This window comes from Methylobacterium nigriterrae, assembly GCF_037106235.1.
In the GTDB taxonomy this organism is placed as follows: domain Bacteria; phylum Pseudomonadota; class Alphaproteobacteria; order Rhizobiales; family Beijerinckiaceae; genus Methylobacterium; species Methylobacterium nigriterrae.
On the sequence record NZ_JBAWTG010000014.1, the window covers coordinates 83200 to 96769 of the forward strand.

General features: G+C 71.4%; 13 protein-coding genes. 10 read left to right on the top strand and 3 right to left on the bottom strand.

What is annotated here, in order from left to right; genetic code table 11:
• Positions 1-245: 245 nt before the first annotated feature.
• The 3 genes from madL to WDW90_RS10535 all read left to right on the top strand — a co-directional run bounded on the left by madL (position 246) and on the right by WDW90_RS10535 (position 2208).
• Positions 246-707 carry a malonate transporter subunit MadL gene (madL, locus tag WDW90_RS10525; protein WP_336487330.1) on the top strand — a complete coding sequence of 154 codons (462 nt, stop codon included), beginning with the start codon at positions 246-248 and terminating at the stop codon, positions 705-707.
• A 5-nt stretch (positions 708-712) separates the two neighbouring features.
• Positions 713-1477 carry a malonate transporter subunit MadM gene (gene madM, locus WDW90_RS10530; RefSeq protein ID WP_336487331.1) on the top strand — a complete coding sequence of 255 codons (765 nt, stop codon included), beginning with the start codon at positions 713-715 and terminating at the stop codon, positions 1475-1477.
• A 62-nt stretch (positions 1478-1539) separates the two neighbouring features.
• A complete protein-coding gene (locus tag WDW90_RS10535) occupies positions 1540-2208 on the top strand; it encodes a GntR family transcriptional regulator (RefSeq protein WP_336487332.1) in 669 nt (222 codons plus the stop codon).
• Between the two features lie 18 nt (positions 2209-2226).
• Here the strand turns inward: WDW90_RS10535 and WDW90_RS10540 are convergent, their stop codons facing one another.
• The gene (locus tag WDW90_RS10540) at positions 2227-2661 is read right to left on the bottom strand and encodes a MarR family winged helix-turn-helix transcriptional regulator (RefSeq protein ID WP_336487333.1); all 435 of its coding nucleotides are present in this window, start codon (positions 2659-2661) and stop codon (positions 2227-2229) included.
• 274 nt (positions 2662-2935) lie between these two features.
• On the opposite strand from WDW90_RS10540, the gene WDW90_RS10545 reads away from it, so the two are divergent.
• Positions 2936-4801: a chloride channel protein gene (locus WDW90_RS10545; RefSeq protein WP_336487334.1), complete on the top strand. Its 1866-nt coding sequence runs from the start codon at positions 2936-2938 to the stop codon at positions 4799-4801.
• Here the strand turns inward: WDW90_RS10545 and WDW90_RS10550 are convergent.
• The gene (locus WDW90_RS10550; protein WP_336487335.1) at positions 4756-5664 is read right to left on the bottom strand and encodes a L,D-transpeptidase; all 909 of its coding nucleotides are present in this window, start codon (positions 5662-5664) and stop codon (positions 4756-4758) included. The two genes, WDW90_RS10545 and WDW90_RS10550, sit on opposite strands and share 46 nt — an antisense overlap.
• A gap of 351 nt (positions 5665-6015) precedes the next feature.
• Between WDW90_RS10550 and WDW90_RS10555 the strand changes: the two genes are divergently transcribed.
• From WDW90_RS10555 to WDW90_RS10580, 6 genes are all read left to right on the top strand, one after another.
• On the top strand, positions 6016-6264 hold the full coding sequence (locus tag WDW90_RS10555; protein WP_336487336.1) for a hypothetical protein: 249 nt from the start codon (positions 6016-6018) through the stop codon (positions 6262-6264).
• Between the two features lie 299 nt (positions 6265-6563).
• Positions 6564-7820, top strand: coding sequence for a nitrate/nitrite transporter (locus WDW90_RS10560; protein ID WP_336487337.1), 1257 nt, complete (start codon positions 6564-6566; stop codon positions 7818-7820).
• Positions 7821-7951: 131 nt separating this feature from the next.
• Entirely contained in the window at positions 7952-9202 is a 1251-nt protein-coding gene (locus WDW90_RS10565; protein WP_336487338.1) for a TetR/AcrR family transcriptional regulator, read from the top strand.
• 278 nt (positions 9203-9480) lie between these two features.
• Positions 9481-10776 carry an MFS transporter gene (locus WDW90_RS10570; protein WP_336487339.1) on the top strand — a complete coding sequence of 432 codons (1296 nt, stop codon included), beginning with the start codon at positions 9481-9483 and terminating at the stop codon, positions 10774-10776.
• 7 nt (positions 10777-10783) lie between these two features.
• Entirely contained in the window at positions 10784-12013 is a 1230-nt protein-coding gene (locus WDW90_RS10575; protein ID WP_336487340.1) for a CaiB/BaiF CoA transferase family protein, read from the top strand.
• Between the two features lie 190 nt (positions 12014-12203).
• A complete protein-coding gene (locus WDW90_RS10580) occupies positions 12204-13004 on the top strand; it encodes an enoyl-CoA hydratase/isomerase family protein (RefSeq protein WP_336487341.1) in 801 nt (266 codons plus the stop codon).
• A gap of 85 nt (positions 13005-13089) precedes the next feature.
• Here WDW90_RS10580 and WDW90_RS10585 read toward each other — a convergent pair.
• The coding region (locus WDW90_RS10585) for a TRAP transporter large permease subunit (protein WP_336487342.1) at positions 13090-13570 on the bottom strand (481 nt) is incomplete at its 5' end.

A 13570-nucleotide genomic window follows, 5' to 3' on the forward strand; every position in this document is an offset into this window, starting at 1 on the left:
CATCCGCTCCCTGGTTTGGGCCCGCATATGCGGGAGAGTTCCCGGAGGCCCTCGTTGCATACGGAATGTGCGCTTCTTCATGAACTTGTATGCCGCCTTGCCAAAAAGTCAATAGCAAGTATACTCTGGGCCAATAAAAACGAATCAAGGGATACAGGAAGGAAGCGCCCCATGCCGTGTGCATACACAACGCGCGTCGGAGCCAAATCGGCTCCCCCGACATGCCCGGGAGCGGAGGATTGCCGATGACCATCTTCGGTGTCGCGCTCCTCGCCATCTGCACCCTGGTCGGGGTGTATCTCGGCGATCTCCTCGGCATCCTGCTCGGCGTGAAGGCCAATGTCGGCGGCGTCGGCCTCGCCATGATCCTGCTGATCGCGGCCCGGGTCTGGATGGTCCGGCAGGGCAAGCTCGGCCACGGCACCAAGCTCGGGGTCGAGTTCTGGGCGACCATGTACATCCCCATCGTGGTCGCGATGGCGGCCCAGCAGAACGTGGTGGCGGCGGTGAGCGGCGGCCCGATCGTGATCATCGCGGCCACCGGGTCGCTGCTCCTGTGCTTCGCCTTCGTGGCGCTCCTCGGCCGGTTCGGCCGGCGCACGGACGGGACGAGCCCGGAGGTCGAGCACGGCGGTTCCGTCATCGGCGGCGACACGGACGGCGAGCCGGCGCATCCCGCGCCCGCCCTCCCGGCGACCGGGAGGTGAGCGCCATGATGCACATGATCGAGCACGTCTTCGTCGAGCAGAGCCTCGTCACCGCCTTCGCGGCGGTCGGCGCGCTGATGCTGGTCTCGAACTTCGCGGGCAAGCGCCTGACCAAGGGGCGCGTCCACGGATCCGCCATCGCGATCGTGCTGGGCCTCGTGCTCGCCTATGTCGGCGGGCGCATCACGGGCGGGCAGAAGGGGGTCGCCGACATCCCGGCGCTCGCCGGCATCGGCCTGATGGGCGGTGCCATGTTGCGGGACTTCGCGATCGTGGCGACCGCCTTCGAGGTGGACGTCGTCGAGGCGCGCCGCGCCGGCATCCTCGGCGTGGTGGCGCTGGCTCTCGGCACCGTGCTGCCCTTCATCGTGGGGGCGGCGACCGCCGTGTCCTTCGGCTACCACGACGCGGTCTCGATCACGACGATCGGGGCCGGTGCCGTCACCTACATCGTCGGGCCCGTGACGGGGGCCGCGCTCGGCGCCGATTCCACCGTCATGGCGCTCTCCATCGCCACCGGCGTCACCAAGGCCGTGATGGTGATGGTCGGCACGCCGCTCGTCGCCCGCCTGATCGGCCTCGACAATCCGCGCTCGGCCATGGCATTCGGCGGCCTGATGGGCACGGTGAGCGGCGTCGCCGGCGGGCTCGCCGCCACCGACCCGAAGCTCGTGCCCTACGGCGCGCTGACGGCGACGTTCCACACCGGCATCGGGTGCCTCGTCGGCCCGTCGCTGTTCTTCCTGATCGTGCGGGCGCTGGTGGGATGAGCCGAGCCTCGCCGCACGTTTTCCGACGGGGACGGTGCGGCGCCGAGCCGGGGGGTGACAGCATGGACGGAATCGTCGAGGGCCGCGGGCTCCTGTCCGATCAGATCCGCAACGCGCTGACCGACGAGATCGCGGCCGGGACGCTGGCGGCCGGCATCGCCCTCGACGAGCAGGAGCTCGCCGACCGCTTCGGCGCCTCGCGCACGCCGGTCCGCGAGGCGCTGCGCCAGCTCGCCTTCAACGGCCTCGTGGAAGTGCGCCCCCGTCGCGGCGTCGTCGTCACCCGGATGACGCCCGAGCGCATCATGGACATGTTCGAGACCACCGCCGAGTTCGAGGCGATGTGCGTGCGGCTCGCCACCTACCGGATGACGCCGCTGGAGCGCAGCGCCCTGATGGACCTGCACGAGCGCTCAGGCGACATCGTCGAGGCAAACGACTTCGACGCCTACGACGCCCTCAACCGCGAGTTCCACGAGACGCTCTACCGGGCGACCCACAACGGCTTCATGGCCGAGCAGGCGCTCGCCATCCGCACCCGCCTCTCGGCCTTCCGGCGCACGCAATTGCGCCAGGGCGAGCGCATCCGCCGGTCGCGTGCCGAGCATGGCGAGATCCTGGCGGCGGTCGCGGAGGGCGACGGCGAGGCCGCGTCGCGCCGCATGCGCGCGCATATGCTCAACGCCGCGAGCGCGCTCGGGCATTACATCGCCGAGCATACGGGCGATTGATCCGTAGGGACCGGCCGCTCACTCCGCCTCCCTGCGCCCGCCCTCGATCGCCTGCAGAAGCTCGCGCAGGAGCGGCCCGACCGCGCGCAGCTCGGTGCGGTGCGCCTCGCTCAAGGTCCGCAGCACCCCCTCGGCCTTCTCGGTGAGCGCCAGCTCGACCCGGCGGCGGTCGGCGGCCGAGGGCGAGCGGGTGACCAGGCCCGCGGCATCGAGCCGGTCGGCCAGCTCCGCTGCCGTGTGGGGGGCGATGATCAGGCTCTCGGCGAGTTGCCCGACGCTGACCGGCGGCTCCGCGCCCTTGATCGCGAGGAGCGCCTGGTGCTGCTGCGGCGGCAGGCCCGCCCGCCGCGCCGCCGCCTTGCTGAAAGCGAGGAACCGCCGCAGCGCCTGGCGGAAGGCCGCGAGCGCCGCGTAATCGGCCTGCGCCAGCGTCGGGTCCTCGGTCCGCGCCATCGATCGGATCTCCCAGGCTTGCCGTCCCGTTCGGGGCAATCCCGATCGCGGCCCCGCGGTCACTCGCGGATCGTCGCCCGGGCGCAACCCAACCGCGACGGCAGCGCCCGGGAACGGATGCGCGCCGCGCAACCCCTCCTAGCATCTGGCCGCGCAACACTCGCCCTCAAAACACTTGATTGCATCGTATTACGATATAAATCGGCTGCTATGTGCGCTGCAGCGTCGGGTCGATGCCGCGCGGACGATCCTCGAACGGGAGCCGGTGGACGACATGACGACGGGAACGGGAGCGGATGGCGGCACGGCACCGTCGCGCAGGGCGCTCGGCGACTTCACGGCCGACCGGCGCACCCTGATCCTCACGGCGATGGCCGTGGTGATCGGGTCGGGCGGCGCGCTCGCCGCCTACGGGCTCGTGACGCTGATCGCCGTCGTCTCGAACCTCGTCTGGCTCGGCCGGCTCGGCACGCACCCGATCAGCTTCGCGGCCGTCGCGCGCTCGCCCTGGATGGTGGCCGCCCCCGTTCTCGGCGGCCTCGCCATCGGCCTGATGGCCCGCTTCGGCTCGGAGAAGATCCGGGGCCACGGCATCCCGGAGGCGATCGAGGCGATCCTGATCGGGCGCAGCCGGATGTCCCCGAAGGTCGCGGTGCTGAAGCCCGTCTCCTCGGCCCTCTCGATCGGCACCGGCGGCCCGTTCGGCGCGGAGGGGCCGATCATCATGACGGGCGGCGCCATCGGCTCGCTCTTCGCGCAGTTCTTCCACATGAGCGCGGCGGAGCGGAAGACGCTCCTCGTCGCGGGCGCGGCCGCCGGCATGACGGCGATCTTCGGCACGCCGGTGGCCGCGGTTCTCCTCGCGGTCGAGCTGCTGCTGTTCGAGTGGAAGCCGCGCAGCTTCATCCCCGTCGCGGTCGCCTGCGTGATCGCGACGGCCTGGCGGCCCTTCCTGTTCGAGGCCGGCCCGCTCTTCCCCTTCGCGGCGGGCCTGCCCCTCTCGCCTCGGCTGTTCGGGCTCGCGATCGTCGCCGGGGCCGTGGCGGGCCTGCAATCGGGCCTGCTGACGACGCTGCTGTACCGGGCCGAGGACGCGTTCGAGCGCCTGCCGATCCACTGGATGTGGTGGCCGGCCCTCGGCGGCCTCGTCGTCGGCCTCGGCGGCCTGATCGAGCCGCGCGCGCTCGGCGTCGGCTACGACGTGATCGGCGACCTCCTGGACGGACACCTGCTCCTCGGCGCGGCCGCCGCCATCCTCGTCGTCAAGGCGGCGATCTGGCTCGTGGCGCTGGCCTCCGGCACCTCGGGCGGGGTGCTGGCGCCGCTCCTGATCCTCGGCGGGTCGCTCGGCTACATCGAGGGCGCCGTCTTGCCGGGCACGCCGGGCTTCTGGGCGCTGATCGGCATGGCGGCGATGATGGGGGGCACCATGCGCGCGCCGCTGACCGGCGCGCTCTTCGCCGTGGAGCTGACCGGCGACATGCACGCCCTGGCGCCGCTGCTCGCGGCGACGACCACCGCCTACGCCGTCACGGTGCTGCTCCTGAAGCGCTCGATCCTCACAGAGAAGATCGCCCGGCGCGGCGTGCACATCACCCGCGAATACGCCGTCGACCCGTTCGAGCTGACGCGGGTCTCGTCCATCATGGTCCGGGAGGTCGAGACCCTGCGGGCGGAGATGCCGGTCGAGGAGGCCCTGCGCTTCTTCGCGTCGGAGGCGCCGCGCCACCGGGCCTACCCGGTCCTCGACGCCGCCGGGGTGCCGGTCGGGCTCGTCACCCTGCGGGACCTGATGCGCTGGCGGCGCTCGGGCGGCGCCGTGACCGGCAGCCTTGCCGACCTCGTCTCGGACGCGGCGCTGCCGCTCGCCCATCCGGAGGACACGGTGGGCCACCTCGCCGACCTGATGGTCGCGGGCGATCACGGGCGCGTGCCCGTGGTCGAGCCCGGCAGCCGCCGCCTCGTCGGGCTGGTGGCGCGCAAGGACCTGCTGCGCATCCGCGAGGCGAGCGGGCACCTGGAACGGCGGCGGGAGCGCTTCTACCGCCGTCACGTCCGGCGCCGCCGCGGCGCCGGCGCAGCGGCGGCGGAGGCTCAGGTCAGCACGACGACCTTGGTGCCGACCGCGACGCGGCCGTAGAGGTCGATCACGTCCTGGTTGATCATCCGGATGCAGCCCGACGAGACGCTGTGGCCGATCGAGTTCGGCTCCAGCGTCCCGTGGATGCGGTAGAGCGTGTCCTTGTTGTCCTGCCACAGGTAGAGCGCGCGGGCGCCCAGCGGGTTGCGCGTGCCGCCGGGCACGCCGAGGCCGCTCTGGAGCTGGCTGACCTCGCGGGCGAGCTTCGGCGTGCGGGCGATCATCTCCTTGGGCGGGTACCAGTCCGGCCAGGCCTGCTTCGAGTTGATCGTGGAGGCGCCCGACCAGGAGAAGCCCTGCTTGCCGACGCCCACGCCGTAGCGGCGTGCCCGGCCGCCGGACTGCACCAGGAACAGGTGATGCGCGCGCGGGTCGACCACGATGGTGCCGGGCTCGTGGCGGCCCGAATACGAGACCTCCTGGCGCAGGAAGACGGGGTTCGCCTTCCGCCAGTTGAAGGCCTGGACTGGGAACGGGTCGTCGGTGATCGCCGCGTAGGCGCGGGCATAGTCGATCGGCCCGTCATCCAACGGCCGATCGACGGCGGCCCTCTGCCGGGGCTCGCCCGGGATGCCCGGCTGCGGCGCCGGCTCCTCGGCGCGGCGGCGCGGCGGCTCGGAGCCCGGCACCGGCCGGCCGTAGGATTCGCGGCCCGAATAGGGCACGTACTCGCCGCCCCGGCGGCGGTAGAGCGCCCCGTTCTGGTCGCGGTAGAGGCGGTCGTCGTCGTAGCCCCCGAAGCCGTCGATGGCGCCGTCGGGGAGCGGACCGCCCTGCTGCGCGAGGCCGGAGAGCGTGGATCGAAGCAGCACGAGGCCCGTCATCGAGCCGGTGAGCAGGGTGCGGCGCGTCAGTCTGGACATGGGTTTCGAGACGTCCCTTCGCGCCCCGGCCAATCCTCGCGGGGAGGTCCGGGGTCTCAATCAGTCCTGGGCCGCCCCAACGCGGCCAAGCTCGACTTTGAGAGCGTCCTAGCAAAGTTGAGGGCCCCGCGTCACGTCTCGACATCTGCATGGCGGCGTCGACGGCCGCGCACCTTCGGAACGCGGTCGACGGTCCGTCAACGGGCAGGCTCCATTTCGCCGAGGATGGTGCGGCGGGCCGATTCACCATTCCGGATGAGAGCGTGGAAAAGCCGGTCTCCGGCGATTGCGGGACGGCGGAGCCAGGCGCATATCGCAGGTCGTCTCGCCCCCGAATCCCGGATCCATCCCGTGCCGGTTCTCCTGCCTCGGCCCTCGCGCGCGCGCTTCCTCCTGCTCGCGGGTGCGGCCCTCTGCCTGTGTGCCGGACCGGCCGAGGCGCGGCGCTCGGCGACCTCCGCCGCGGCTCAGCCGGACGCGCAGCCGGGCGTCGCCTGGGCCTCGGGCGAGGCGCAGCCCCCGAACTGCACCCGCGGCCGGCGCAAGTTTTGGCAGGCCGGCGAGGGCTGGGTGGTGCGCACGATCACGGCCTGCCGCTGAGGCCGCCGCTTCGACTGGCGACAGCGCCGCCTTCCTGGGCAGGCTTGGCGGGCGCCTCTTTCCTGGGCAAGGCTGCCTTGCGCTGCAGCAAGGACGAGCACCCGGGCGGGTGAAGGCGCGCGCCGCACCGGGGCGCCGGCGCGCCGCGCCGCCTGGCACGCTTGCTGCAAGGCACGCCGCGTCGCCGCGCGAAGCGGCGCGCGGGGCAACGGCGCCCCGCATCGCGGACGGTGTGAGTCCGGTCCCCCGACCCGAGCGGAAGCCTAGCGGCGCGCCGCCCCAGCGAGACGAGCACCCCCATGGCCAGTTTCAAGACCGTGATGAAGTCGGGGCACCCCCCGACCCTGTTCGCCGCGTTCCTCTACTTCGATTTCTGCTTCGCGATCTGGGTCCTGAACGGCGCCATGGGCCCGTTCATCACCGAGACCTACAAGCTGACCCCGGCCCAGACCGGCTTCATGATCTCGCTGCCGATCATGGCGGGCGCGATCATGCGCTTCCCCCTCGGCGTGCTCGCCCAGTATATCGGCCGCAAGAACGCGGCGATCACGGAGATGAGCCTCATCATCGCCGCGATGGCGTTCGGATTCTTCCTCGTCGACACCTTCGACGAGGTGCTGGCGATGGGCGTGCTGCTCGGCATCGCGGGCGCCTCCTTCGGCGTCGCGCTCTCGCTGGGCTCCGGCTGGTTCCCGCCCGAGCACAAGGGCCTCGCCATGGGCATCGCGGGCGCCGGCAACTCGGGCACGGTGCTGGCGGTCCTGTTCGCGCCCCCGCTCGCCCAGGCCTATGGCTGGCAGGCCGTCTACGGCTTCGCCGGGCTGGTGATGCTGATCCCGCTCCTCGTCATGATCGTCTTCGCCAAGGAGCCGCCCGACCGCGAGCACCAGTCCTTGAAGGAGCACGTCGCCTGCCTGTTCGAGAAGGACGGCTGGGCCTTCAGCCTCGTCTACGTCATCACCTTCGGCGGCTTCATCGGCCTGTCGAACTTCCTGCCGACCTTCTTCTACGAGCAGTTCGCCGTCACCAAGATCGAGGCCGGGCGCCTCACCATGCTCGCCGCCATCATGGGCTCGGGGATCCGCATCGTCGGCGGCTACTTCGCGGACCGGGTCGGCGGCATCCTGGTCCTGTCGGTGGTGCTGCTCGCGGCCATCGCGTCGTTCCTGCTCCTGACCTCGGCGCCCTCGCTCGCGCTCACCACGATCCTGTTCATGCTCTGCTTCGCGGCGCTCGGCGCCGGCAACGGCGCGCTGTTCCAGCTCGTGCCGCTGCGCTGGCCGACCAATACGGCCGTGGCGGGCTCCATGATCGGCGAGGTCGGGGCGCTCGGCGGCGCGATCCTGCCGAACGTGATGGGCTTCTCCAAGCAGTATACCGGCTCCTTCGCGGTGGGCTTCATCGCCTACGCGGCCATCGCGGCCCTGGTCCTCGGCTGCCTCTACCTGTGGCAGCGCAACTGGGTCGGCGCCTGGGTCGGCCCGCGCGGCAAGGTCCTGGCGCCGCCCGCGCGCGCGCCTCTGCCCGAGGGCCGGCTGGAGCCCGCCGCGGTGTGACCGCCATCGCGCCGGGCGCGGGATCGGGGACCGGGCGCCCCCGTTCCCGCCCTCGGGACCGGCGGGCGCGCGGTCCGTACGGGCTTGCCCGCGCGCTTGTCAGCCCCGCGCGGCCATGCTCAACCCGCGCCATGCCAGACGCCAGCCCGACCGCACCGCGCCAGACCAAGCGCTTCGAGCAGAAGCGGGAGGCGATCCTCGACGCCGCCGCCAAGCGCTTCAACGAGCGGGGCATCCGCGGCACCTCGCTCGCCGACGTCTCCTCCGGCGTCGGCCTGATGACGAACTCGATCACCTACTACTACCGCCGCAAGGAGGATCTCGCGGCGGCCTGCTTCCTGGCGAAGATCGGCTGGCTCGACGCGCTGATCGGCGAGGCCGAGGGTGCCGGGCCGCCCGAGGCCCGCCTGCGCACCTTCCTGGATCTCTACTGCCGGGGGCTCGCGGCCATGGCGACGGGTGAGCGCCCGGCCCTGATCCGCTTCCACGACGTGCGGGCCCTTCCGAGCCCGCAGGCCGAGACGGTGTTCGCGGCCTATAACGGCTTCTTCCGTCGCATGCGCGCGCTCTGCCTGGAGGCGGACGCGGTCCCCGATCTCGACCGGGTCGCCCGCAACACCCGCACGCACCTCCTCGTCTCGGTGGTGCAGACCATGCGGGTCTGGATCGACCGCTACGAGCCGAACGACTACCCCCGCGTCGGCGCGCGCGTGGCGGACCTGCTGCTGCGCGGGCTCGCCGGCCCCGCCAGTCCCTGGCCGCCCGCCCGCGCCCTGGCCGTCCCGCCGCAAGAGACCGCGGCGCTCGAGACGGCGCCGGGCGACGCCTTCCTGCGCGCCGCCACGATCCTGATCAACGAGCAGGGATATCGCGGCGCCTCGGTCGAGAAGATCTCGGCGCATCTGCGCGTCACCAAGGGCTCGTTCTACCACCACAACGACAACAAGGACGACCTCGTCGCCCATTGCTTCGCCCGGACCTTCGACCGGATCCGCCGGGCCCAGGACGCGGCCGACGCGGCGGGCGGGACGGGCTGGGAACGCATCACGGCGGCGACCGGCACCCTCGTGCGGCACCAGCTCTCGGAATCCGGGCCGCTCCTGCGCTGGATCGCGGTCGGGGCCCTGCCTGAGGGCCTGCGCGCCGACGTGACGCGCACGATGCAGCGCCTCTGGGAGCGCGTCGCCTTCCCGATCGCCGACGGCATCGCCGACGGCTCGATCCGTCCCTGCGACCCGTCCATGGCGGCGCAGGTCGTCAACAGCGCGATCGACGCGGCGTCCGAGCTCGACCGCTGGGCGCGGGACATCGACGGCGCGGCCGCGCAGGCGAACTATGTCTTCCCGCTTTTCGCCGGCCTCTACGCGCCGCCGCCCCGCTGAGCCGATCCGGAGGATTTACACGCTTCGGTTGCAAAAAATTCGTGCGCCTGCGGACCGTTCCTCGACAGGACGTGGATGGATCCGGGCACCGAAACGTGTGACGATCGGTTGCAATCCGCGCATACCATCGGATATTGAATGCATTATACGTGATGCGGAGCGGCTGGCCAGGTTCAGCCGCGGATCGCGCGCGGCGAGCATCCCGAACGGGGGCGGCCGCGCCACGGGCCAAGCCGGGTGATAACCGGCGGACGGTTTGGAAGCGAAAGGGAACGCCCATGATGAAGCGCCTGAGCGCCACGAACAGCGTGCTGTTCCTGCTCTGCCTGATGTATTTCATCACCTATCTCGATCGGGTGAACATCGCCACGGCCGGCGCGGTGATCAGCAAGGATCTCGGCCTCACGAACACGCAGTTCGGCCTGATCCTCTCGGCCTTCGCCTACCCGTACGCGATCTTTCAGGTCATCGGCGGCTCGGTGGGCGACCGCTTCGGGGCCCGGCTGACGCTCCTCGTCTGCGGCGTGATCTGGGCGGCGGCGACGGTGTTGACCGGCCTCGTCGGCGGCATCGTCAGTCTGTTTCTGGCTCGGGTGCTCCTCGGCTTCGGAGAGGGCGCGACCTTCCCGACCGCGACGCGGGCGATGCAGAACTGGACGGCGCCCGGCAAGCGCGGCTTCGCCCAAGGCATCACCCACGCCTTCGCGCGGCTCGGCAACGCGGTCGCCCCGCCGATCGTCGCCTTCCTGATCTACCATTTCGGCTGGCGCTACAGCTTCGTCGTCCTGGGGCTCGCGAGCTTCATCTGGGTGGTGATCTGGTATCTCTACTTCCGGGACGATCCGGCCGATCACAAGAACATCACCCAGGCCGAGCTCGACGTGCTGCCGCCGCCCCGCAAGGTCGGCGCCAAGCAATCCGTGCCGTGGGGCCGCCTGACGAAGCGCATCCTGCCCGTCACCGTCACGTATTTCTGCTACGGCTGGACTCTGTGGCTGTTCCTCGGCTGGCTGCCGACCTTCTTCAAGCAGAGCTACGGCCTCGATCTCAAGAACTCGGCCCTGTTCGCCTCGGGCGTCTTCTTCGCGGGCGTGGTCGGCGACACGCTCGGTGGCGTGCTCTCGGACGGAATCCTCAAGCGCACCGGCAGCGTGAAGCTCGCCCGGCTCTCGGTCATCGTGGTCGGCTTCCTCGGCGCGGCCGCGAGCCTCGCGGGCGTGTTCTTCACCAAGGACCTCACCGCGGTGGCGCTGCTCCTGTCCTCCGGCTTCTTCTTCGCCGAGCTCGTCATCGGCCCGATCTGGTCGGTGCCGATGGACATCGCTCCGAAATATGCCGGCACCGCGAGCGGCCTGATGAACACCGGCTCGGCGATCGCCGCCATCGTCTCGCCGATCGTGTTCGGCCTCGTGGTCGACATGACCGGCGACTGGACGCTGCCGTTCGCCGGCTCGATCGGCCTGTGCCTGCTCGGCGCGGTGCTGGCCTTCACCATGCACCCGGAGCGCCCCTTCGTGGAGGCGGCGGACGAGGCGGCGCCGCCGATCCCGGCCGCCGCCGCGGCGACGCGCTGAGGCCGACATGGCGGAGGCAACCAGTTCGAAGCGCAGCGGCCCGCTCAGCGGCGTGCGGGTCGTCGAGCTCGCCCACATCATGGCGGGCCCGGTCTGCGGGCTGATGCTCGGCGACATGGGCGCCGAGGTGATCAAGGTCGAGAAGATCGACGGCGGCGACGATACCCGCCGCTCAGTCCCCCCGGCGCTCGAGGGCGAGAGCGCCGCCTACCTGATGATGAACCGCGGCAAGCGCGGCATCGCCCTCGACCTCAAGGCGCCCGAGGGCAAGGCGATCCTGCGCCGCCTGCTCCAGGGCGCCGACATCCTGATCGAGAATTACCGGGCCGGCACGATGGAGCGGCTCGGGCTCGGCTACGAGGCGCTGCGGGCCGAGTTCCCGGGGCTGATCTACTGCTCGCTCTCGGGCTTCGGCCGCTCCGGCCCCTACGCGGACCGCGCCGGCTTCGACCTCGTGGCGCAGGGCATGAGCGGCCTGATGAGCGTCACCGGCGAGGGGCCGGGCCGGCCGCCGATGAAATGCGGCCCGCCCGTCACCGACATCACGGCCGGCATCCTCGCCGCCATGGGGGTGCTCGCGGCCTACGCGCACCGGCTCAGGACCGGGGAGGGGCAGGTCGTCGACACCTCGCTGTTCGAGGCCGGCATCACCCTGACCTACTGGCAATCGGCCATCAGCATGGCGACCAGCGTGCCGCCCGGCCCGATGGGCTCCGCCCATCCGCTGAACGCCCCCTACGAGGCCTTCGAGACCGCGGATGGCTGGATCACCATCGGGGCTGCCAACCAGACGAACTGGCTGCGCCTCCTCGACGTGATCGGCGCCGAGGATCTCGCGGGCGACCCGCGCTTCGCGCAGAACCGCGACCGCATGGCGAACCGCGAGGCGCTGGCCGCCGCGCTCGCTCCCCATTTCCGAGATGCCCCGTCCGGGGACTGGCTCGCGCGGCTCGAGGCCGGCGGCGTGCCGGCCGGCCCCGTCCTCGACGTCGCCGCCATGCACCGCGACCCGCAGACGCTCGCCCGCGAGATGGTGGTGGAGGTCGACCATACCCGGATCGGCCCCATGCAGACCCTCGGGCTGCCCGTGAAGTTCTCGGGCACGCCGGGCCGGGTGCACGGGCCGGCGCCGCTCCTCGGCGAGCACAGCCGCGCGATCCTGCGCGGGGCCGGCTACCCGGACGACGAGATCGACGGGCTGATCGCGCGGGGCATCGTGCGCGAGACGCTGGCGTGATAGGGACGGGCCTGCGCCGCCCCTCACCGGTGCGGGCTCCCGGTTTCCGCGCGGCGTCAACGATGCGGGCCTCCGACCTGATCCCTCTCCCGGTCCGTTGGCGCGGATCCGCCGGGCGCAGGTCCCGGGGGCATGGACGGCCTCAAGCCGCGAGGGGCCGGCACGGACATCAACCAGCAGGAACCCCGCGATGACCGACGCCGCCGCCCCGCTCACCGACGAGCTTCTGTTCAGCCGGGACGCGTCCGGCATCGCCCGCATCGTCCTGAACCGGCCGCAGGCGCGCAACGCCCTCACCTTCGCGATGTACGAGGGCCTGATCACCCTGGCGCGGGAGGTCGAGGCCGACGCGACGGTCAAGGCGCTGATCATCACGGGCGCCGGCGAGAAGGCCTTCGCGGCCGGCACCGACATCGCGCAGTTCCGGAGCTTCGAGACGGCCGAGGACGCGCTCGGCTACGAGCGCTTCATGGATCGCGTGCTCGGCGCCCTGGAGCGCCTGCGCGTTCCGACGATCGCGGCCGTGGCGGGGGCCTGCACGGGCGGCGGCGCCGCGATCGCGGCGGCCTGCGACCTGCGCGTCGCCACGCGGGACGCCCGCTTCGGCTTCCCGATCGCCCGGACGCTGGGCAACTGCCTGTCGCAGGGCAACCTGAAGCGTCTCTCCGGCCTGATCGGCCCGGCCCGCGTCAAGGACATCCTGTTCACCGCCCGCCTCGTCGGCGCCGAGGAGGCGCTCGCAATCGGCCTCGTCAGCGAGGTCGTGGCGGATGCCGCCGCCCTGGAGGCGCGCGCGGCCGAGCTCGCGGCGCTGCTCGCCGGCCACGCGCCGCTGACGCTCCAGGCCACCAAGGAGGGCCTGCGCCGCCTGCAGGAGGGCGACGCGGGCGCGGGCGAGGACCTGATCCTCCAGTGCTACATGAGCCAGGATTTCCGCGAGGGCATGGAGGCCTTCCTCGCCAAGCGGCCGCCGAACTGGACGGGGCGGTAGGCTCGCAGGAGCCCCCCGGCAAAGGCCTGAACGGGAACGGCCCGGACCGAAAGGTCCGGGCCGTTCCCGTCGTTCCTGAGCCGTCCTACCGCGTCGTCGGCAGCAGGGTGTTCGGCAGCCACATGGCGATGCCGGGGACCAGGCAGAGGATCAGGATCGCCACCGCCATCAGGATCACGAAGGGGAGCGTCCCCCAGATGATGTTCGAGAGCGGGATGTCGGGCGCGATGTTCTTGATCACGAAGATGTTGAGCCCCACCGGCGGGTGGATCAGCCCCATCTCCATGGTGATCGTCATCACGACGCCGAACCAGACGAGGTCGAACCCCGCGGCCTTGAGCGGCGGCAGGATGATCGGCGCCGTCATCAGGATGATCGAGACCGGCGGCAGGAAGAAGCCGAGTACGATCACCAGCGCCAGGATCGTCACCAGCAGCACCCACTTGGAGAGCTGCATCGCCACGATCGCCGCGGCGGCCGATTGCGAGATGTGGAGGTAGCTCATCACGTAGGCGTAGAGGAGCGACATGCCGATGATCAGCATCAGCATGGTCGATTCCCTGAGC

Bases quoted from the DNA above. Each gene is read 5' to 3' on its own strand.
- WDW90_RS10545 (WP_336487334.1), top strand. From the start codon at position 2,936: ATGACGACGGGAACGGGAGCGGATGGCGGCACGGCACCGTCGCGCAGG.
- WDW90_RS10575 (WP_336487340.1), top strand. From the start codon at position 10,784: ATGGCGGAGGCAACCAGTTCGAAGCGCAGCGGCCCGCTCAGCGGCGTG.
- WDW90_RS10540 (WP_336487333.1), bottom strand. From the start codon at position 2,661: ATGGCGCGGACCGAGGACCCGACGCTGGCGCAGGCCGATTACGCGGCG.
- madL (WP_336487330.1), top strand. From the start codon at position 246: ATGACCATCTTCGGTGTCGCGCTCCTCGCCATCTGCACCCTGGTCGGG.
- WDW90_RS10565 (WP_336487338.1), top strand. From the start codon at position 7,952: ATGCCAGACGCCAGCCCGACCGCACCGCGCCAGACCAAGCGCTTCGAG.
- WDW90_RS10580 (WP_336487341.1), top strand. From the start codon at position 12,204: ATGACCGACGCCGCCGCCCCGCTCACCGACGAGCTTCTGTTCAGCCGG.
- WDW90_RS10550 (WP_336487335.1), bottom strand. From the start codon at position 5,664: ATGTCCAGACTGACGCGCCGCACCCTGCTCACCGGCTCGATGACGGGC.
- madM (WP_336487331.1), top strand. From the start codon at position 713: ATGATGCACATGATCGAGCACGTCTTCGTCGAGCAGAGCCTCGTCACC.
- WDW90_RS10535 (WP_336487332.1), top strand. From the start codon at position 1,540: ATGGACGGAATCGTCGAGGGCCGCGGGCTCCTGTCCGATCAGATCCGC.
- WDW90_RS10570 (WP_336487339.1), top strand. From the start codon at position 9,481: ATGATGAAGCGCCTGAGCGCCACGAACAGCGTGCTGTTCCTGCTCTGC.
- WDW90_RS10560 (WP_336487337.1), top strand. From the start codon at position 6,564: ATGGCCAGTTTCAAGACCGTGATGAAGTCGGGGCACCCCCCGACCCTG.